The sequence below is a fragment of the Streptomyces sp. NPDC048643 genome, assembly GCF_040650615.1.
In the GTDB taxonomy this organism is placed as follows: Bacteria; Actinomycetota; Actinomycetes; order Streptomycetales; family Streptomycetaceae; genus Streptomyces.
Genome location: NZ_JBEZHO010000005.1, coordinates 193167 through 212393, shown reverse-complemented (window position 1 = coordinate 212393; position 19227 = coordinate 193167). Strand labels below are relative to the sequence as shown.

The 19227-nt window shown below is 71.5% G+C and carries 16 protein-coding genes and 1 pseudogene; 11 read left to right on the top strand and 6 right to left on the bottom strand.

From position 1 onward, the window contains the following. Positions 1-48: 48 nt before the first annotated feature. A complete protein-coding gene (locus tag AB0C62_RS07570; protein ID WP_362970515.1) occupies positions 49-396 on the top strand; it encodes a VOC family protein in 348 nt (115 codons plus the stop codon). A 54-nt stretch (positions 397-450) separates the two neighbouring features. On the opposite strand, the gene AB0C62_RS07565 is transcribed toward AB0C62_RS07570, so the two are convergent. Continuing rightward, the gene (locus AB0C62_RS07565; protein WP_362970513.1) at positions 451-1590 is read right to left on the bottom strand and encodes a ferritin-like protein; all 1140 of its coding nucleotides are present in this window, start codon (positions 1588-1590) and stop codon (positions 451-453) included. 380 nt (positions 1591-1970) lie between these two features. Here AB0C62_RS07565 and AB0C62_RS07560 point away from each other — a divergent pair, with 380 nt between their 5' ends. Together AB0C62_RS07560 and AB0C62_RS07555 are read left to right on the top strand one after the other, a co-directional pair. Beyond that, a complete protein-coding gene (locus AB0C62_RS07560) occupies positions 1971-3773 on the top strand; it encodes a SpoIIE family protein phosphatase (protein WP_362970511.1) in 1803 nt (600 codons plus the stop codon). Further along, on the top strand, positions 3770-4252 hold the full coding sequence (locus tag AB0C62_RS07555) for a response regulator (RefSeq protein ID WP_362970509.1): 483 nt from the start codon (positions 3770-3772) through the stop codon (positions 4250-4252). Before AB0C62_RS07560 ends, AB0C62_RS07555 begins: the two co-directional genes overlap by 4 nt. Here AB0C62_RS07555 and AB0C62_RS07550 read toward each other — a convergent pair. Next, on the bottom strand, positions 4204-6567 hold the full coding sequence (locus tag AB0C62_RS07550) for an ATP-binding protein (protein ID WP_362970507.1): 2364 nt from the start codon (positions 6565-6567) through the stop codon (positions 4204-4206). The genes AB0C62_RS07555 and AB0C62_RS07550 overlap by 49 nt on opposite strands. Before the next feature lie 682 nt (positions 6568-7249). Here AB0C62_RS07550 and AB0C62_RS07545 point away from each other — a divergent pair. Together AB0C62_RS07545 and AB0C62_RS07540 are read left to right on the top strand one after the other, a co-directional pair. Then, the gene (locus tag AB0C62_RS07545; protein ID WP_362970674.1) at positions 7250-7633 is read left to right on the top strand and encodes an ABC transporter substrate-binding protein; all 384 of its coding nucleotides are present in this window, start codon (positions 7250-7252) and stop codon (positions 7631-7633) included. Continuing rightward, positions 7605-8541: pseudogene (locus AB0C62_RS07540) on the top strand (oligopeptide/dipeptide ABC transporter ATP-binding protein); the annotation flags it as partial. The gene AB0C62_RS07545 and the pseudogene AB0C62_RS07540, both read left to right, overlap by 29 nt. Positions 8542-8778: 237 nt before the next feature. Here the strand turns inward: AB0C62_RS07540 and AB0C62_RS07535 are convergent. Continuing rightward, positions 8779-9987 carry an amidohydrolase gene (locus tag AB0C62_RS07535; RefSeq protein ID WP_362970505.1) on the bottom strand — a complete coding sequence of 403 codons (1209 nt, stop codon included), beginning with the start codon at positions 9985-9987 and terminating at the stop codon, positions 8779-8781. Between the two features lie 72 nt (positions 9988-10059). Further along, positions 10060-10728 carry a GntR family transcriptional regulator gene (locus tag AB0C62_RS07530; RefSeq protein ID WP_362970503.1) on the bottom strand — a complete coding sequence of 223 codons (669 nt, stop codon included), beginning with the start codon at positions 10726-10728 and terminating at the stop codon, positions 10060-10062. Between the two features lie 327 nt (positions 10729-11055). Between AB0C62_RS07530 and AB0C62_RS07525 the strand changes: the two genes are divergently transcribed. The 3 genes from AB0C62_RS07525 to AB0C62_RS07515 all read left to right on the top strand — a co-directional run bounded on the left by AB0C62_RS07525 (position 11056) and on the right by AB0C62_RS07515 (position 13653). Continuing rightward, positions 11056-11502 (top strand): MarR family transcriptional regulator, encoded by a 447-nt coding sequence (locus AB0C62_RS07525; RefSeq protein ID WP_362970501.1) that lies wholly within the window; start codon positions 11056-11058, stop codon positions 11500-11502. A 64-nt stretch (positions 11503-11566) separates the two neighbouring features. Then, on the top strand, positions 11567-12931 hold the full coding sequence (locus tag AB0C62_RS07520; protein WP_362970672.1) for an MFS transporter: 1365 nt from the start codon (positions 11567-11569) through the stop codon (positions 12929-12931). A gap of 164 nt (positions 12932-13095) precedes the next feature. After that, entirely contained in the window at positions 13096-13653 is a 558-nt protein-coding gene (locus AB0C62_RS07515; RefSeq protein WP_362970499.1) for a cysteine hydrolase, read from the top strand. A gap of 102 nt (positions 13654-13755) precedes the next feature. On the opposite strand, the gene AB0C62_RS07510 is transcribed toward AB0C62_RS07515, so the two are convergent. Then, positions 13756-15993, bottom strand: coding sequence for an MMPL family transporter (locus tag AB0C62_RS07510; RefSeq protein ID WP_362970497.1), 2238 nt, complete (start codon positions 15991-15993; stop codon positions 13756-13758). Positions 15994-16230: 237 nt separating this feature from the next. Between AB0C62_RS07510 and AB0C62_RS07505 the strand changes: the two genes are divergently transcribed. Then, the gene (locus AB0C62_RS07505) at positions 16231-17013 is read left to right on the top strand and encodes a TetR/AcrR family transcriptional regulator (protein ID WP_362970495.1); all 783 of its coding nucleotides are present in this window, start codon (positions 16231-16233) and stop codon (positions 17011-17013) included. On the opposite strand, the gene AB0C62_RS07500 is transcribed toward AB0C62_RS07505, so the two are convergent. Next, on the bottom strand, positions 17010-17453 hold the full coding sequence (locus AB0C62_RS07500) for a MarR family winged helix-turn-helix transcriptional regulator (protein ID WP_362970493.1): 444 nt from the start codon (positions 17451-17453) through the stop codon (positions 17010-17012). The two genes, AB0C62_RS07505 and AB0C62_RS07500, sit on opposite strands and share 4 nt — an antisense overlap. Before the next feature lie 120 nt (positions 17454-17573). Between AB0C62_RS07500 and AB0C62_RS07495 the strand changes: the two genes are divergently transcribed. Beyond that, positions 17574-18128 (top strand): quercetin 2,3-dioxygenase, encoded by a 555-nt coding sequence (locus tag AB0C62_RS07495; RefSeq protein WP_362970491.1) that lies wholly within the window; start codon positions 17574-17576, stop codon positions 18126-18128. Beyond that, positions 18128-18991, top strand: coding sequence for an alpha/beta hydrolase (locus AB0C62_RS07490; protein ID WP_362970489.1), 864 nt, complete (start codon positions 18128-18130; stop codon positions 18989-18991). The genes AB0C62_RS07495 and AB0C62_RS07490 overlap by 1 nt, the downstream gene beginning before the upstream one ends. The last annotated feature ends 236 nt before the right edge of the window (positions 18992-19227 follow it).

Here is a 19227-nt window from a genome sequence, read left to right as displayed (position 1 = left end):
CCGGCCGTCCCGAAGACACCGCACCCACAGCGAGAAGAGATCCGCCCCATGACCATCACACGCGTTCTTGCGGTCGCCCCGGTGAGTGACATCGAGCGGTCGGTGGCCTGGTACGAACGACTGCTGGGGAGGCCCGCCGATCTGAGGCCCATGCCCGGGCTCGCGGACTGGCACCTGACCTCCACCGGCTGGATCCAGGTGTTCCAGGACCCCGAGCACGCCGGTTCGACGCTGCTCAACCTGAACGTCGACGACCTCGACGGGGCGCTCGCCGACCTCGCGACACGCGGCCTCACGGCCGGGACGGTCCAGCCCGGAGCGCAGACCGTACGGTTCGCCGCGCTCCACGACCCCGACGGCAACCGGATCACGCTGATCGAGAATCCGGTGGAGTAGCGCGCACAGCCGTCATTGCGTCCCCCGGGTCCGCGCGCGTCCGGGGGTGAATGGTCAGGCAGGTCGGAACTGCGGGCCGTACGTCTCCTGGGTGCCTGGAATCTGCATCTCCATCAGGTCCACGGCCGGAGACTCCAGCCGGCCCATGCCGCGCACCGCCGCCGTCAGACTGCTCGCGCCGCCGTCGCCCCACGCGGCGTCGAGCGACTCCAGCACACCGGCGTACGCGCTGTCGAAGGCGTCGATGAGCCGCCGGGCCTCGTCAGGCGGGCTGTCCCAGCCGCCGGCCGGCACCCTGGCCATGGGCCGGACGTCGGGGAAGGGCACGACAGGTCCGGTGTACTGCCAGCCGTCGTCCTCCTCGCGCAGCTGCCGGCCGTGGTAGATCTCGGCGAACGCGTAGTAGTGGGCCACATGGTCGTCGCCGGGCGCGTCCGCGGGCGAACTGGAGGTGCCTTCGCCCTGTTCGCGGATGATGTCGATGGCGTGTTCCACGTCATCGAGCGTCTTCACCGGGTTGAGATCGTCCTCGCCGACACGCTGCTGCAGCTGCCGGGCCGTGGACAGTTCGGGCGCGGCCGACCGGAACGTCTCAAGCAGTTCCTCGTAGAAGACGCCGATGCTGAGCGAGTCGTCGCCGCTCTCCGTGAGGGGCGCCGCGGGCGCCTCGATGGCCATCATGACGTCGTGCACGAACGGCTTGGTCAGGCCCGACAGGTAGACGGTGAGCCCGGGGTGCACCCCGCCCGGCAGAGGGCCCGGATAGACGGGCGCCGCCGCGTGGATGTCGGGCCGGCCGCCCACCGCCACCAGCAGGTTGCAGACCACTCCCAGGTGGTACATCTCGTCGAGCACGACGCGCCGGATCAACTGGGCGGCCTCGCTCTTGCGCTCCTTGATGGACCACCAGCCGCACAGATACGGCGGGATGGTCGAGAACTCGACCGCCACGGCGATCTGAAGGGCCTCCTGGAGCCAGTCGTCGCGGCGGTTCCTCAGCGGTACGGCGAGCAGGCGTTCCGCGGTCCCTCGTTCGGGGGCGGGAAGCCGTCCTGGTGCCGAACGCCCGGACGCGTGGGCGACAGCGGAAGCCGCCACCGGCGCGGTGGCCGCGAGAGCGGCGGACGCCAGGAAGCTGCGCCGCCTGAGCGCGGTGGCCGCCGGTTCCTCGGGGGATCTTCTCGTCTCCGTCACCGCAGCCTCCACGCTCCCCCGACTCGGGCCTCACCCGTGGGCCGGGCGGCCACTGACGATCATGAAGCTAACAGCCGGGGCACGCCTTCCCGGAGCGCACGGACCGCGTGGCGCGTACTCCCCCACAGACAGCGCAGCAGCAGTACGGATGAGGGTGTCCGGCGCGGGCCCGCGCACGGCCGACGTCGCGGTCTCGATGCCGTGCCGCTCGCACGGATCTCGGCGGCGCCTCAGGATGGAGTCGGGACCGGGACGTCACCGTCCTGGACGAGGTGGAGGTCGTATGGTTCCCGGAACAGGTAGTTTCCTCATGACAACAGATGAGGGTCGGGGTGGGTCCAGGCTCGTCCCCACGCGGCTCGGAGGAAGAAGCGGGGGCCATGCCGGAAGAACCCGAGCAGGCGGAGCAGGACACACCTGACATGGCCGGCTCCCCGGAGACCGACGCCTGGCCCAGGGAACTGCACAGCCTCTGGCTGGCGGCGAACGGCGTCCAGGACGTCACCGATCTCGCCCACCTGCTGTACAGGGCCCTGCTGACGCAGCCCGGCGCCGTCGTCGCGGCCGGTGCGCGGTGGAACACCCAGGGGCTGATCTACACCCGGACGCTCACGACGGCCATGGCCGCGCCCGACACGCGTCGGCCGCCGGCCGGCGAGCGCTGGGCCGTCTCCGAGATGTTCCACCAGCGCGGTGCCGCCGCCTCCGAGGGACCCGTGGTCGTCGAGCAGGGCGCTCTGACGCTGGACGCCTCGCTCTGGCCCGGTGACTCGATGCGCGCGTTCGGCGATGCCGTGGCGGTCCTGGAGTGCGTCTTTCCGCTCGGTGACGACCGGGCCGCTCTGTGGGTGGGCCTGAACGCGCCGCCGGAGAACCTCCCCGTTCTGCGGGCACGCCTGGAGCAGGTCGCGGAGATCCTCATAGCGAGCAACCATCGCCTGCTGGTCCACCGGGCTCATGAGCGCCGGCAGGTCGAGGACGCCTTCCTCGCCGAGGCGTCGCTCCAGATGGACTCCAGTCTGGACGTCGAGGAGACGCTGCGCCGGGTCGCGCGGCTTGCCGTCCCGGCGATGGCGGAGGGCTGCGTCGTCCATCTCTTCGGAGCGGACGGCCGGCTCGCGCCCGTGGCGTGGGCCCATGTGGCCGCGCCCGCCCAGGAGTGGCTGGCGGAGGTGTCGCTGAACGACGCGTGGCTCGGCAAGGCGCTGCGCGGCGCTTCGGAGCAGGTGGAGGGCGCGCTGCTGCGCGGCGCGGATCTGTCCGGCGGCCCGTTCGGCCCCGGCTCCGAGGGGCACGGCGCCGCCGTTCGTGTCGTGAGCATCAGTCCGCTGCGTGCCAGGGGGCGCGCCCTGGGCACTCTGACGTTCCTGCACCACAGCTCCGACGGCGTCGAGAACCTGCGCATGCTCGGCGACCTCGCCGGCCGGGCGGCTCTGGCGATCGACACGAGCACCCTGTACGAGCAGCGGCGCCGCCATGTGGAGATCCTCCAGCGGCATCTGCTTCCCCGGGCCCTGCCGGACGTTCCGGGGCTGATCCTGAGCAGTGCGTACGAGGTGGCCGACGAGTCGCTGGAGGTCGGTGGCGACTTCTACGACGCGGTCGTCACCGGTGACGGCCGGCTCGCCCTGATCATCGGGGACGTGTGCGGTCGTGGGGCCGAGGCCGCCGCGCTGACCGGTCTGGCGCGGCACACCCTCCGCACGCTGCTGGAGGACGGGACTCCCCCGGGGCAGGCCCTGGCCCGGCTGAACCGGACGCTCATCGCGGAGCGGAGCTCCCGGTTCGTCACCGCGCTCGCGGCGGTGCTGACACTCGTGCCGGACGGCTGGGAGGTCGAGCTGGCCAACGCCGGACACCCGAGGCCGCTGGTGCGCAGCGCCGACGGCGAGGTGGTGGAGGAGATCAAGGCGGGGGGCGTCCTGCTCGGTGTGCTCGCCGGGTCCGCGTACGAGCCCTTCCGCCTGAGGCTGGGCAGGGGTGAGTCGCTGGTGCTGTTCACGGACGGGCTCGTCGAAGCGCGCGGTGTGGACGGCACCTTCTTCGAAGATCAGCTCGCGGACGCGGTGCGCCGCAATGGCCGGGGATCGTCCGCGTCCGACCGGTTGATCTCCCTGGCCTCGGAGTTCCGCGCGACAGGCGACGACGACACGGCCGTACTGATCGCCGAGGTGAGGGAATGACGTCGGGACACGTGGACGAGGGCGGCCGGCGGGTCGACAACCAGTGGATCCTCGTGGTGGAGGACTCCGCCGAGGACGCCGAGGCCATCGAACGGGCGCTGCACCGCACCCACCCGGATCTGCGGCTCGAGTTCACCGACCGTGGCGAGGGAATCGCCGAACGGCTCCTGGCCGCGGCCGAACTGCCGGGCCTCGTGCTGCTGGACCTCAACATGCCGGGTCCGAGCGGGCATTCGATGCTCAGCACGATCCGCAGTCATCCGCAGCTCGCCGAGGTCACGCTGATCGTGTTCACGTCGTCGACGGCGCCCGCCGAGGTCGACGCCTGCTACGCGGCGGGCGCCGACAGCTACATCTACAAGCCGGTGAACTTCGCGCTCTTCCGTACCGTCCTCAAGGGAGCGATCGACTACTGGCAGCAGACGAAGGGTCAGGCGGAGCCGGACACCGCCGCGCCCGGGTCGCCGAGGGTGAAGTAGAACGCCGTTCCCTGCCCCGGTTCGCTCTCCAGCCAGATGCGTCCGCCGTGGCGTTCGACGATCCGTTTCACGACGGCGAGTCCCACGCCGGTTCCGCCGCCGTACTCGGCCGGTCCGTGCAGCCGCCGGAACAGGTCGAAGACCTCGCTCTGCCGGCCGGGCGGGATACCGATGCCGTTGTCCCGCACCAGGAGGGCCCGTTCGCTTCCCGCGCCGTCCTGTGTGGGTACGGTCTCCATCGTGATCTCGACCGTGCGGTCCGGGCGGTCGGCGGCGTACTTGGCCGCGTTCACCAGCAGGTTGACGAGGATCTCGTAGAGCCGGTCGGGATCGGCCCGGACCCGGCCGAGCGAGGCGGGGCGTACGACCGTGACGCCTTCGTCCGCGAGGCGCGGGCCGGCGACCTCCAGGGCGGTGTCGACCACGTCGTCCAGTGCCACGTCGGTGCGCTGCACGCCACCGCGACCCAACCGGGCATAGTGCAGTAGGGAGTTGAGGAGTTCGTCCATCCGGCCGGCAAGACGCTGCATGGTCTCCAGCCGCCGCACGCTGGTCGCGTCGAGGTCGTCCGCCGCGTCCTCCAGGGTGAAGGTGGCTGCGTTCGAGATGCCGCGCAGCGGTTCCTTGAGGTCGTGGGCCGCCGCGTGGGCGAAGGAGTCCAGGTCCACGTTGATCATGCGCAACTCTTCGTTCAGCCGACCCAGTTCGTTCGCGTGGCGCAGGACGAGGCCGGTGAGCATGCGCCACATCTCCAGTGCCGCCGACCGGTCCTGGGCGGTCCACGGCAGGCTGCGCCCGCGCATGACCGACCGGAACACCGCGCCAGAGCCACGGGGCGTGAGTCGTTCCCCGCGGGGACCGACGCGCACGGGCACCGTGGGGTCGGCGGCCCACTCACGGGGCATCGGCCGCTCCGCCCGGGTCCACGCGAGGAACTCGCCCGACCTGCCGAGCGAGACCATCAGCAGCCCCGCGAGCCCGTCCGGCTCGGGGATCGGCCCGTTCTCGGCATCGAGGTCGGCGTCTGCCTCTGCCTCTGCCTCTGCCTCTGCGGCCAGGACTTCCGGCAGCCGGTCCGTGGCCCACACCGTGCCGGGCGTCATCAGGGCGGCACGGCGGCTCAGTTCTGATGCCAACCGGTCGGGGAGCGGCAGTCCTGCGGTGACCACGCGGCCGGAGCGGGCGAGGGCCACCCCGTCGGCGTTCGTCAGTCCGCGGAAGGCCTCCTCGTGGCGCAGCAGCGACGCTTCGACGTCGGCGTCGAGGAGTTCGGCGACGGCGCCCGCGCGGGCGCCGGAGCGGGCGAACCCGTCGGCCCGCTCGCGCTCCTCGATCGCGGCCAGTTGCAGGGAGAACGTGGCGCCGAACAGTTCGCAGGCGGAGCGGACCTCCGGTGCCAGGACCTTGGGGTCGGCTCCGTGGCAGGCGATGAGGCCCCAGAGCCGTCCTTCCCGCATGACCGAGACGGACATGGACGAGCGGACCCCGATGTTGCGCAGGTACTCCAGATGGAACTCGGAGACCGTGCGCAGCGCGGCGCCCGAGAGGTCCAGCGGCTGTCCCGTGCCCCGTCTGACCTGGGGGTGGAGGCGGACGGTCGGGTCGTCGACGTCGGTGATGACCCGGATCCAGTTGTCCTGGTAGAGCCGGCGGGCCTGCGGGGGAATGTCGGTGGCCGGGAACCAGAGTCCCAGCCAGGGCTCCCAGGTCTCCGTGACCTCCTCGGCCACCACCTCACCGGGGCCGTCCGGGCCGTCGAAGCGGTAGGCGACCACGCGGTCGAAGCCCGTCAGCGTCCGGATCTCCTTCACGGCGGTGCGGCAGCCGTCCGTGACCGTCGTCGCCGACCGGAGCCGGGCCAGCGCCCGGCGTACACCCTGGTAGAAACCGGAGAAGAGGAACGCCTGCCGCTCGTCGCGCGGCTCGAACTCCAGCACCAGCAGCTCGCCGCTGCGGTGGACGGACAGGTCGAAGGTGCCGCGTGCGGAGCCCGCGCCGGCCGTCACGGGCAGCGCGGCGGACGGCGCCTCGTCACCGCTCGTCGCCTCCAGCGCCTCGTTCCAGTCGTCGGGGTCCACGACCCGGTCGACGGGACCGCCGACGAGGTCCTCGGCCGCCACCCCGAGCAGCGAGCCCGTGTTCGCGGCCGCCGTGTCGATACGGCCGGTCGCCGCGTCGACGGCGAGCAGGGTGCCGTACGACTGGACGCCGCCCAGGAGATGGATCGGCTCGCGGACACAGTCCGACAGGTCGAATCCGCCCGGTACCGCCCGCTCAGCCGCTCGCGCCCGCTGCGACAGCCAGTCATCCCCCACGGGACGCACCTCCACTTGGCGTGATCGTTCCCGCGCATCCTCCCCCACCGGTCCGCGCGCGGCACGTGCGACACCGCCGAGGTACGGCCCCCGGCTCGCGGCCGGGCCATTCGGTTCCGGTTCGGCGGGCGGTCCCGGTCGGCGGGGCGCGGCGGGAATCACCGGAGTGCGTGGCCGATCAACCGAAATGCCCTCAGGGGCAGTTGATCCGATCCCGTCGAACTCCGCCGCCATCAGCGCCAGAAGACCGCTGGTATACCAAGAACTCGGAAACAAAACGATCGCCAATAAACGGTCTGGGGTCAACGTCCCTGTTCGTACGGGACATTCACGCCATGACCACCCAGAATGCCGTGGCCGTCCAATCGGTGAAACAACGCTCCGGTATACCGTGTCGCCCCAACAGCGCCGCCCGACCGGGCGCGCGTTCCGCCATTCGTGAAGGAGGTGTGGTCCCGTGCTTCGCCTGCCCATCGCGCTCGCGGCGGCCGCATTGCTGACGTTCGCCACCGGTTGCGGCTCACTGTCGCCGCCCGGTGAGAACACCGCCGCCGCGCCCCGACTCGTCGACGCGCGGCCGGTCCGTGACGGCGGCATCGCGGTGATCGGGCTCAAGTCCGATCCGGACAGGCTCGACCCCAGCCTCACCGGCACGCTGGTGGCGCGGACGGTGTTCACGTCCATGTGCGAGCAGCTCTACGACGTCGACCGGCACAACCGGTTCGTCCCCCAACTCGCCGCTTCCCTGCCGAAGATCAGTGACGGCGGCCGTACGTTCACGTTCGACGTGCGCCGTGACGCGCGCTTCAGCGACGGGGCGAAGCTCGACGCGAAGGCCGTGAAGACCTCTCTCGAACGTCATCTGCACCTGCGCGGCTCCGGCCGGGCGTCGGAGATCGACTCGGTGGAGAAGGTCGACGCCGTCGGCCCGTACACCGTGCGCCTCACGCTCAAGCACCCGGACACCCCGCTGCTCGGACGGCTGGCCAACACGGCGGGCCTCGTCATGTCGCCGAAGGCGATGACGAAGTACGGCAGGGGTGTCCCTGACCATCGGGCCGGGTGAAGTCGTCGGCCTGGTCGGCGGGTCCGGCAGCGGAAAGTCGACGGTGGGCCGCTGCGTGGTCCGCCTCGACGAGCCGACCGACGGTCGGGTCGTCATCGACGGAACCGACGTGACGACGCTGTCCGCCCGCACGATGCGGCCCCTGCGCCGCAATGTGCATCTGGTCTTCCAGGACCCGTCTTCGTCGCTCAACCCGCGCATGACGATCCGTCAGATCATTACGGAGCCGATCCGGTTGCACGATCTCGCGGGACGGGCGGAGGCCGCGCGCCGGGTCGACGAGCTGCTGCGCCGGGTGGGCCTGCGCCCGGAACTGGCCGACCGGAAGCCGCACCAGCTCTCCGGAGGCCAGCGTCAGCGGGTGTCCATCGCACGGGCGCTGGCGGTGGAGCCCGTCCTGCTCGTCGCGGACGAACCGACGTCCGCGCTCGACGTGTCGGTGCAGGCGTCGGTCCTCAACCTGCTCGCGGACCTCCAGCGCGAGCGCGGTTTCGGTTGCCTGTTCATCACGCACGACCTGGCGGCGGTGGAGTACCTGGCGGACCGAATCGCCGTGGTGTACCTCGGCCGCATCGTCGAACAGGCCCCCGCCGCCGAGCTGTTCGCCGACCCCAAGCACCCCTACACGCAGGCTCTGTTGTCGGCGGCACCGGTGCCGGACCCGGCAGCGCGGGCGGACGCGGATCCTGCTGGGCGGCGACCTGCCGAGTCCGCTCGACCCGCCGCCCGGCTGTCACTTCCACACCCGCTGCCCGCTCGCGACGGGCCGCTGCCGTACCGAGGCACCGGAACTGCGCACCCTGCCGCCGACGGAGGACGGCGTTCCGCGCCAGGTCGCCTGCCATCTCGTGGCCGAGGACGGCACCGCGCCGGACGCGGCGCACGCCCCGGTGGCGGCCGGCGTCTGAACATCCCGCAAGCGACCGACCGCACTTGATGTGTCGTCAAGCTCCGTGCCGGGAAACGAGTTCCCGGCACGGAGCTTCGTCGTCGCGCCGTCCGGACCACACGCGGGCAGGCCATCGGTGGCGCCGCTCCCCGGAGCGGGCGCTCAAGGACCTGCTGGTGGAGGTGTCTGCGCCGATGGGTACGCCAACGGGCCGGACCGCGCGGTGCGGTCCGGCCCGTGCACCCGGGTGAGCGGATCAGCCGACGAGACGCAGCTGGTCGGCGACCACCCGTCCCGCGTGCACGACCGTGCGGTCGGTGCCACGGTCCATGACGGCGGCGGCCACACTGTCGCCGTCGACGAGGACGAGGTCGGCCGCGTCCCCGACACTGACACCAGGTCGGTCGGCCGTGGACGTCAGCCGCTCAAGCGACGGGTCCAGGATCGCGGCGCCGCCGCGGCTCGCGACCGCCCAGCAGTGCTCGATCAACTCGTCCGGCCGGTAGCGGTTGGTGAACGCCAGCTGCCACGTGCGGTCGAGCATGTCGCCGTTGCCGTACGGGGACCAGTAGTCGCGCTGGCCGTCCTCGCCGAGGCCGACCCGGACACCGGCCCGGGTCAGGTCGGCCAGCGGCAGCGCGTTCTGCTGCTGCGCGGGGGCGATCGTGGCCATCGAGACGTCCAGCTCGGCGAACTCCTCGATGAGCCGCCGGGTCGTCGCCCCGTCCACGGTGCCGAGCTCGTACGCGTGGGAGAGCGTCACCTTGCCCTGCATGCCGAGGGCGCGGGTGCGCTCCAGGATCAGGTCGGTGCTGAACACGCCCAGGTGGCCGGGCTCGTGGAGGTGGATGTCGACGGGGGCCTGATGCCGCTCGGCGAGTCCGAAGACGATGTCGAGGTGGCGCACCGGGTCGCGGTCCAGGGTGCACGGGTCGATGCCGCCGACGACCGCCGCCCCCGAGGAGAGCGCCCGGTCCATCAGTTCCGGCACCCCCTTCTCCAGGAGGAGGCCGGCCTGCGGGAACGCCATGATCTCGACGTCGGCGCGGTCCTTGTGCGCCTCCTTCGCGGCGAGGACGCCCTCGAAACGCTCCAGTCCGCTGTCGGCGTCGATCTGCGCGTAGCTGCGCACCCGCGTGGTGCCGCGCTCGATCATGCGGCCCAGCAGGGCGGTGGCGCGCTCGGCGACCGGCGGGTCCTCCCGCCAGTGGTCGCGGTCGTTCATGGTCAGGCCCCACACACCGGGCTTGCCGGTGTGCGGGCGGAACGGCAGGCCGATCCGGTTGGAGTCCAGGTGACAGTGGACGTCGGAGAAGGAGGGCATGGCCAGGCGGCCGCGGCCGTCGACGCTCGTGCCCTCGTCCGTGCGGGCCGGGTCGTGCGGCAGGATCGCGGAGATCCGGGCGTCGCGGATCTCTATGTCACTGGCCTCCCCGCCCCAGGGGCGGACGTTCCTGATCAGCATGGGTGGGTCGTACTCCTTGCGGTTGGTGCCATGGGTGACGGTGGTCCGGGGGAGAAGGCCGACGCGTGTGTCTCAGTCGGCCGGCAGTACGTCGGCGAGGGTGGCGAGGGAGGGCGCCCGGCCCATCTCGATGTGCGTGTAGGCGAGGGCGGCCGCGAGGTCCGGCTTGCCTTCGGTGATCGCCGCGCAGATGTCCTGGTGTTCGGAGCACTGGACGCTCTGGTCGCGGTCGCCGGTGAGGGTGAACACCCACTGCAAGAGGCCGAGGGAGGGCTGGAGCGTCGTCTGCAGCAGCCGGTTGCCGGTGAGCGCCACGATCTCCGCGTGCAGGGCGGTGTTCGCGCCGGGGATCTCGTGCACGTCGCCGCGGCGGGTGGCGTCCTCGGCGACCGTCATCAGTTCGCTCAGCCGGGCGGTACTGGCGCCTGCCGCGCTGACCTGGGCGGCTCGCCGGGTGGCGAACACCTCCAGGCTCAGCCGCAGGTCGAACAGTTCGTCCACGTCGCGGAGGGTCAGCCGGCGCACCGACGCGCCCTTGCCGGGCGAGAGTTCGACGAGTCCGTCCGCCGCCAGACGGGACAGCGCCTCGCGCACGGGGACGCGGGAGAAGCCGAGCGCTTCGGAGAGGTCGCGCTCGCGCAGCCGGGAGCCCGGCGGGTGGGTGCCGTCGAGAATGGCGGCGCGCAGGGTCCGCTCGGCGCGGTCGACGTGCGAGACACCGTTGTCCGGACGGGTGGTCACCGTGGCACTCCTCCAACGCGGGACAAGAGGGCGGGAACAGGCCCGCCTCCGGGGTCGGCCGCTCCCGGAGGCACCCCGGGCGGGCGGACACGCGGCGCCCCTCGGCCGCACGTCACGGGGACCCTAGCATTTGGCATACCAGTTGGGTTGTCCACAGCCGAAATGCAGCATACTTTGCGACTCCTAGCCCGATATCTCCCGTAGAAACAGAGTCCCTGAAGTCGGTTCGGTATACCGCGGTGGCCGATCTCGCGAACGGTCTGGTTCTCCAGCTAAACTGCGCAGGTTAACTGGACAATCTGACCTGTCGATCCTAGGCTGGGAACCATGAGTGATGATCGTGGGCTGTCGCCTTCAGCCGTCCGTGCCTCGCAGTTGGTCAGAGGTGTCATCGGGCGCCTGCGGCGCCGCATCCGCGCCGCCGGGAGCACCGACGACCTCAGCCTCACCCAGGCGTCGGTGCTGGCCCGTCTGACGGACGACCAGGGGCTCACGACCAGTGACCTCGCGGTCTCCGAGGGGATGCGCCACCAGTCCATGGCCTCCACGGTCGGCGCCCTGGCGGTCCGGGGTCTGGTGGAACGGCGCCGCGACCCCGGTGACGGCCGCCGCCAGCTGATCACGCTCACCGCAGAGGGGCGCCGACGGGCCGAGGCGGGCAGACAGGCGCGCGGCGAATGGCTCGCCGCCGAACTGCAGAAGAAGTGCACCGAGGAAGAACGCCAGACCGTGATAGCGGCCATGGCCGTACTGGAGCGACTGGTCAGTGACTGAGCAGAGCACCGCCGTAACCGGCGACACCAGGAAGGCGGGCTTCGACCGCCGGCTCCTGCCCCCGATGATGCTGGGGTCGGTCCTGAACCCGATCAACTCCACCATCATCGCCGTGGCGCTCGTCCCCATCGGCGTCGCGTTCGGGGCCCCTGCCTCCCAGACCGCCTGGCTGGTCTCGGCCCTCTATCTGGCCACCGCCCTCGGCCAGCCGGTCGTCGGCCGCCTGATCGACATCTTCGGCCCCCGCCGCCTCTTCCTCCTCAGCACCAGCCTCGTCGGCATCGCCGGCGTCGTCGGTACCCTCGCCCCGAATCTCGGCGTCCTCATCGCCGCACGCGTCCTGCTCGGCTTCGGCACATGTGCCGGATACCCCGCGGCCATGGCCCTGGTGCGCAGCGAGGCCGAACGGACCGGTCAGGACAGTCCCGCGGGCGTACTGACCACCCTGGCCGTGACCAACCAGACCATCGCCGTGGTCGGCCCGCTGCTGGGCGGCCTGCTGATCGGACTGGGCGGCTGGCGCTCCACCTTCGCGCTCAACATCCCGCTCGCCGTCATCGCCGTCGTGCTCGGCCGGCTGCGGCTCCCCAAGCAGCCGCACACACGGCAGACCGACCGGCGCGGCCTGGCCGCCCAGGTCGACCTGCCGGGCATGGGCCTGTTCGCGGCCATGCTCTTCTCGCTGCTGCTGTTCCTGATGAACCTGCACGCCGGCGACTGGTACCTCCCGGTGATCACCGTCGCCGCCGCCGTCGGCTTCGCCCTGCGGGAACTGCGGGCGAAGACACCGTTCATCGACCTCCGCGTCCTCGGCGGCAACGCACCGCTGCTGGCCACCTACGGGCGGGCCCTGGTCGCCTACGTCGTCTCGTACGCCTTCCTCTACGGGTTCACCCAGTGGACGGAGGAGAGTTACGGACTCTCGCCGTTCCACGCGGGGCTGGTGCAGATTCCGATGTTCCTGGTGGGGATAGGTGTCTCCGTGACCGTCGGCCGGCGCAGCGGGGTCCTCGGCAAGCTCCTGCTCGGGGGCGTCGGCCAGATCGTCGCCTGCGCGTTGATGCTGACCCTCACCGCGGCGAGCCCGATATGGGCGCTGGTCCTTCTCGCCGTCATCTTCGGCGTGCCCCAGGGGTCCAACAGTCTGGCCCTGCAGAACTCCGTGTACTTCCAGGCCGACCCCGCGCGCACCGGCTCCTCCGCCGGCCTGCTGCGCACCTTCGCGTACATGGGGTCGATGATCGCCTCCTCGGCCACCGCCGCGTCCTTCGGGGAGCGCGCCAGTACCGAGGGAATGCACCACCTCGCCTGGATCATGCTCGGCGCGGGTGTGCTGTATCTGCTCATCACCGTCCTCGACCGGAGCCTGCGCCGACTCTCGGCCGACCCGGACGGCTCTTCGTCCTCTTCCTCTTCCTCGACCTCGTAGAGGGCGCGCCCCCTCGCTCGCAGGGGATGCCGGTCCCCCGGTCGGTCACCCGCCTCATCCGCCCCGCATCCACGTGTCCACGTCCCCCGCGCCGGCGCGCCCTTGACCGCGCGTGTGCCGGAACCCCCGTCCCGCATCACCCCTCCGCCGCGAAAGGCCGAACCGTGTCCCGCACCGCCCTGCTCTCCATGGACCTCCAGCTCAACCACGTCGCGCACGTCCCCGACGGCTACGTGCCGGACGCGGTCCGGGCGCTGGAGACGGCCCGCGCCGCCGAGGTCCCCGTCATCCACATCGCGCTCCGACTCCGCCCGGGACACATCGACGTCCACCCCGACAACAAGACCTTCGGTGCGCTGCCGTGCCACCTGTTCACCGCCGACGACCCGGGAGCCGCCATCCACCCGGACGTCGCCCCGCGCGGCGACGAGATCGTCGTGCACAAGAACCGCGTCAGCGCCTTCGCGGGCAACAACCTCCGCCAGATCCTCGCCGCGCAGGGCATCGACCACCTCGTCCTGGCCGGCATCGCCACCAGCGGCATCGTGCTGTCCACCGCCCTGGAGGCGGCCGACCTGGACTACCGCGTCACGGTCCTGTCCGACGCCTGCGCCGACCGGGACCCCGGCCTGCACACCACCCTGCTCACCCAGGTCCTCGACCGCCGCTGCGAGGTCATGACGACGAACGAATGGGCCGACACGCTCAAGACGTCGGCCTGATGGGCAGACCGCCTCGCCAGGGCCAACGCACACTCTGCGCCCGCCTCCGTTCGAAGAGGCGGGCACAGACCGCGCGTTGGCCCTGGGAGGCGGACCGCGGGATCAGACCTCGGTCGAGTCCTTCACGTACGGCGGCGTGACCGGCCGCACCGACGCGCCCACCGGCTCGGGACCGCCTTCGCCGAGGCCGTACCGCCCGTGCAGTGTGCGCAGGAACGGCGGCGCGTACCAGGCAGAGCGACCGAGCAGGCGCATCGCGGCGGGTACCAGGATGCCGCGCACCGCGACGGCGTCGATGAGGATGGCCAGTCCGCTGCCGAGGCCGAACATCTGCATGAAACTGAGCTGGGCCGTACCGAACGCGAAGAAGCTCACCGCGAGGAGACAGGCCGCCGCGCTGACGATCCGACCGGTGTGGCCGAGTCCGTCGGCGACCGCGGACTCGTTGTCGTGGCCCGCGTCGTGGAGTTCCTTGATCCGGCTGGTGACGAACACCTCGTAGTCCATCGAGAGACCGAAGGCGATGCAGAACATCAGGACCGTCATCGACACCTCCATCGGCTGTGCCGTGAAGCCGAGCAGGGACGAGAGATGGCCGTCCTGGAAGATCCAGGTCATCACCCCGAGGGTCGCTCCCAGGCTGATCATGTTGAGGACCAGGGCGCGCAGCGGCTGCACGACGCTGCCGGTGAACAGGAAGAGCAGGACGAAGGTGGTGAGGGCGACCAGCGCCACGGCGAGCGGGAGCCGGTCGGCGATGGACGCCTTGGAGTCGACCAGCACGGCGTCGGTCCCGCCCACCAGGGGGTGCGACCCCTCGGGCGGCCTGACCGACCGCACCTCGTCGACCAGACTCTGCGCCCGCGCCGACTTGGGCGGCAACGTCGTCACGACGTTGATCCGCTGAGCGTCCGGGCGGCCGAGCGCGGGGTTGCCGGGGCCGGTCGCCGTGGAGCGTCCGTCGCTGTACGTACCCGGGCCCGCTTCGACGCGGGCGACCCCTTCGAGGCCGGACAGCGCGACCGCGTAGCTCTCCAACGGGCTCCTGCCCAGGGGCTCGTCGATGACGACGTGGAGGGCCGCGTCGTCGTTGCCGCCGAACTTCTCCGTCAGCACCGAGGCGACCCGGCGGCTCTCGGCGCTCTCGGGCAGCACACGCTCGTCCGGGGTGCCGAAGGAGATTCCGAGCAGCGGGCCCGCCGCCAGCAGCAGGACGGCGAGCACGGGCAGGGCGGTCAGCGCCGGCCGCCGCATGACGGTGCGGGCGAGCCGACCCCACAGGGGCGCCCGGTCGCCGGTGGGCCGGGTCTTCGCCCAGGGCAGCCGCGCGCTGTTGACGCGGTGCCCCAGGACGACGAGCAGCGCGGGCATGACGAACAGGGTGCTCAGTGCCGCGATGGCGACGACACCGACCCCGGCGTAGCCGAAGGAGCGGAGGAAGTACTGCGGGAACACCAGGAGGGCGCCGAGTGCGGCGGCCACGGTCGCGGCGGAGAACGCGATCGTCCGGCCTGCGGTGCTCACCGTCCGTCGGACGGCGTCGTCCACGCTCGCGCCTGCCGCGAGTTGTTCGCGGAAGCGGCTGACCATGAGCAGCGCGTAGTCGATGCCGAGGCCGAGGCCGAGGGCGGTCGTCAGGTTGATCGCGAAGACGGAGACATCGGTGACGCTGCCGAGGACGAACAGCCAGGCGAAGGTCCCCACGATCGCGATGAGTCCGATCACCAGCGGCAGGAGGGCCGCGACCACGCTGCCGAACACGACGATGAGCAGCAGGAGGGTGAGCGGCACGGCGATGGTCTCGGCGAGCACGAGGTCCTCACCCGACTGTTCGCCCATCTCGCTGGTCACGGCCGCGCCACCACCGGCCCGGACGGACAGAGCGCCCTTGTACGGTCCGGCGTAGGTGTCGATGACGCGCTTGGCGTTCTCGTCGCGCTCGGTGCCGTCTCCCGTCACATGCGCGAGGACCATCGCCTCGCGGCCGTCCTCGGAGCGGAGACCGGGACTGTCCGTGTCCCAGTACGAGACCACGTTCCCCAGCTCGCGTTCCTTCTTGAGGTCGGCCACCAGGGCCCGGCCGCTCCGCTGCGCGGCCGGGGCGTCGACACCTCCTGCGGACGCGCGGACCAGCAGCACCAGGTTGGTCTCCCCGCCGAACGTCTCGTCGATGACCTGCCCGGCGCGACTGGACGAGGAGGCCGGGTCGTCGTATCCACCCCCCAGCAGCTTCCCGAACGCGCCGGCGCCCGCGACCCCCATGAGGACCACCGCCACGACGGCGACGACGAGGATGAGCCGGGAGCTGCGGATCACCAGTTCGGCTATGCGTTCAAACACGGACGGTCTCCTTCGTGTCCTGGCGTCAAAGGGACGCCAGGCAGACGGCGTTGAGGCGGGCGGGGTCGACTCGCTGCCCCGGGGCGGTACGTGGCCCTGACCGGGCGGATGCGACGACGCGGATGCCGTCGCGCTCACGACGTTAGGGAGACCGCGAAGTTTTTGGCAGTGTCAGATTTTCCTGACGTCTTACAACGCGAGGCCACACGAGCGCAGTTGGTGTCGTACGGTCGTGACATGACCGTCGGCGAACTCGCAGCAGCCCCACCCTCCCTCCGCGAGCGGCGCCGGGCGGCGGCCACCGGGGAGATCCTGGAGGCGGCCGAGCGCCAGATCACCGAACACGGCCCCGCCGCCCTGTCGCTGCGCGCGGTGGCACGGAGTCTGGGCATGACCGTGCAGGCGCTCTACCACTACTTTCCGAGCCGGGACGACCTCGTCACCGACCTCATCGTCAGGGCGTACGACGCTCTTGCCGAGGCCGTGCAGAGTGCGGTCGACGCCACCGCGGGCGACACGACCCGGGAGGGCGTGGTCGTCGCGGCCGAGGGATACCGTCGTTGGGCCATCGACCACCCCGAGCGGTTCCAACTCCTGTACGGGACACCGCTGCGGTACTACGCGGCGCCCGCCGAGGGAACGACCACGCAGGCGGCGCGCAGGATGAGCGCCGTCTTCGAGCGGGAGCTGTTCGCCGGCTTCACGACGGCGCAACTCGCCGCCGCCGACACCGGCGGCCTCTCTCCCTCGGCCCTGGCCTACTTGGACGGGTTGCCGCCGACCGGCCGGGACGAACTGCCGCCTCCCGCGACCGCCCTCGTCCTGAGCGCGTGGGGCCACATGCACGGCCAGGTCGTCCTGGAGGTCTTCGGCCACACCGCTTTCCTCGGTGACCACCAGGCCGAGATCTTCCGGATGGCCATGCGGAACCTGGTCAAGGACGTCCGCGGCCGGATTCCGGCCGACGCCGACGCGGCGACGAGCGGCGACGGCGCGAAGGAAGCCGTGCGCAGCCGTTAGGAGGGCAGACCTTCGGTCGGCGGTCCCCAGGGCCGTTCGAGGGTCGCCTTCAGCGCCGTGACGGCGTCCTCGCCGATGCGGGCGGCGAGCGTGCGCTCCAGCTGTCCGACCATGGCTTCCGCCCGTTCGTGCACCGTCCGGCCCTTGGCCGTCCGCCGGATCAGCCGCCGGCGCGCGGACTCGGGATCCGGGGTCTGTTCCAGCAGGCCGACGGCGATCAGGCTGTGCACCGCCTGGTGAGCCGTCTGCCGGGTGACGCCCATGCGCCGGGCCAGTTCCGCCACCGTCGTGCCCCGCTCGTCGAGAACGGTGAAGACGTGCAGCTGGGTCGCCGTGACGGGATCCACCTCCTCGGCCTGCAGTGCCGCGAGCAGTCCCTCGTCGAACCACCGGCGCGCGGCGCCCAGCAACTGCGGCAGGTTGCGGCCTCCGCCACCCATACGTTCCTCGTCTCCCCGCGGGCCACGGCAGGGGTCTTGCGCCCCCCGGACCGGCGTGTCAGGGTACCTTACATTCATGTCAGGTACCCTGACATCGGCTGCCGGTTCCGAGGAGATCGCATGACCTTCGAGTACGCCACCCGATACCGCCCGGCCTCGCACATCCCGCCGGAACCGGGAAAGCCGTACTTCATCGAGAAGGGCATGGGCGACAGGGCCCACCTCTTCACCGACCTGTTCACCGTGTACGCGGGCGGCGAGCAGACGGAGAACACCTTCAACTTCTTCACGTGCGAGGGCCCCAAGGGCGACATCATCCCCGCCCACATGCACTCCGACACGTACGAGGTGTTCTTCGTGACGGACGGAGCGGTCCGGCTCTACGTCGAGGAACCGGACGGCACGCAGCACACGAAGCTGCTCACCAGCGGGGACTTCGGCTTCGTCCCCAAGAACTGCCCCCACGCCTATCGCATCGAGCGCAACGGCAGCCGCGTCGTCGGCGTCGCCTCGGGACCCTCGGGCACCTTCGAGCGCTTCTTCGAGAACCTGGGCACGCCCACGGAGTCGCTCGGACTCCCCCAGGACCCCTACGTCCCCGAGCCGCAGAAGTTCGGCACCGTGCCCCAGCAGTACGACGTCCGGTTCCTGCCCCAGCACCAGTGGCAGGTCTGATGCCCACGCCGGACCTCCGCTCGGTGATCGCGGCGCCGCACCCCGACGTCGCGCCGCTCCCGCCCGCGGCACCGGTCGGCGACGGAGTACGGCTGTACCGCGGCGTCCCGTACGCGCAGGTGCCCGGAGCCCGGCCCCTCGAACTCGACCTGTGGCTCCCGGCGGGTCCGGGGCCGCATCCGCTGGTGCTCCTCGTCCACGGCGGCGCCTGGCGCAGGGGACACCGTGGGGACATGGGTCTCCGCACGCGCTCCTGGGATCCGAGCCCGTTCGCCCGCATCGCCGCCTCGGGATGCGCGGTCGCCTCGGTCGACTACCGGCTCAGCGGCGAGGCCGTGTTCCCGGCCCAACTCGACGACCTGCGCGGCGCTTTCGGCTGGCTGTCGGCGCGCTCCGACGAACTCACCCTCGACACGGCACGGACGGTGGTGTGGGGCGAGTCGGCCGGTGGCCACCTCGCGGCACTGCTCGCCCTGGCGGACGACGTACGGGGAATCGTCGGCGCCGTCCTCTGGTACGCGCCGACGGACCTCACCCTGGACGCGGACGACCCGCGCAGTCCGGAGGCGCTGCTGCTCGGCGCCGCCCCCTCCGAGGTTCCGGACCGTGCCGCCCTGGCAAGCCCCCTCCAGCAGGTCCGTCCCGGAGCGCCCCCCTTCTTCCTCGCGCACGGAGAGGACGACTCCATGGTCGGCCCCGAGCATGCGACGCGCCTGGCCGCGCGGCTGGCGGAGGTGGGGGCGCCGGTCGAGCTGCGGCTGGTGCCGGGTGCCGACCACGTCTGGTACGGCCTGCCCGAGGACCAGGTCGAGGAGGTGTTCACCGCCTCGCTCCGCTGGGCCCGTGAACGGACCGGCGGCTGAACGACGGCTCCGGAGGCACGGAGTGCCGGCCGCGACAGGGGACCGTCCTCAACAGGGGTGCTGTCGAGGCCCGCTGACGCATTGTCGCGGCCCATCCAGCGCCGACTCGGCGCAGTGCCACAGCGCCGACCCGGCTCGCGGCCCCAGCGGCCGCGCCGCGCGCCGCCGGGTGAAGGTTCCGCGCTGCGCGTGAAGGGATCCGCGCATGATCCGGCGGCCGGCGGCAAGGTGAACCG

Coding starts and splice junctions, on each gene's coding strand:
- AB0C62_RS07490 (WP_362970489.1), top strand. CDS start 18,128: ATGCCCACGCCGGACCTCCGCTCGGTGATCGCGGCGCCGCACCCCGAC.
- AB0C62_RS07555 (WP_362970509.1), top strand. CDS start 3,770: ATGACGTCGGGACACGTGGACGAGGGCGGCCGGCGGGTCGACAACCAG.
- AB0C62_RS07570 (WP_362970515.1), top strand. CDS start 49: ATGACCATCACACGCGTTCTTGCGGTCGCCCCGGTGAGTGACATCGAG.
- AB0C62_RS07560 (WP_362970511.1), top strand. CDS start 1,971: ATGCCGGAAGAACCCGAGCAGGCGGAGCAGGACACACCTGACATGGCC.
- AB0C62_RS07495 (WP_362970491.1), top strand. CDS start 17,574: ATGACCTTCGAGTACGCCACCCGATACCGCCCGGCCTCGCACATCCCG.
- AB0C62_RS07535 (WP_362970505.1), bottom strand. CDS start 9,987: ATGCTGATCAGGAACGTCCGCCCCTGGGGCGGGGAGGCCAGTGACATA.
- AB0C62_RS07500 (WP_362970493.1), bottom strand. CDS start 17,453: ATGGGTGGCGGAGGCCGCAACCTGCCGCAGTTGCTGGGCGCCGCGCGC.
- AB0C62_RS07520 (WP_362970672.1), top strand. CDS start 11,567: ATGATGCTGGGGTCGGTCCTGAACCCGATCAACTCCACCATCATCGCC.
- AB0C62_RS07545 (WP_362970674.1), top strand. CDS start 7,250: ATGTGCGAGCAGCTCTACGACGTCGACCGGCACAACCGGTTCGTCCCC.
- AB0C62_RS07525 (WP_362970501.1), top strand. CDS start 11,056: ATGAGTGATGATCGTGGGCTGTCGCCTTCAGCCGTCCGTGCCTCGCAG.
- AB0C62_RS07505 (WP_362970495.1), top strand. CDS start 16,231: ATGACCGTCGGCGAACTCGCAGCAGCCCCACCCTCCCTCCGCGAGCGG.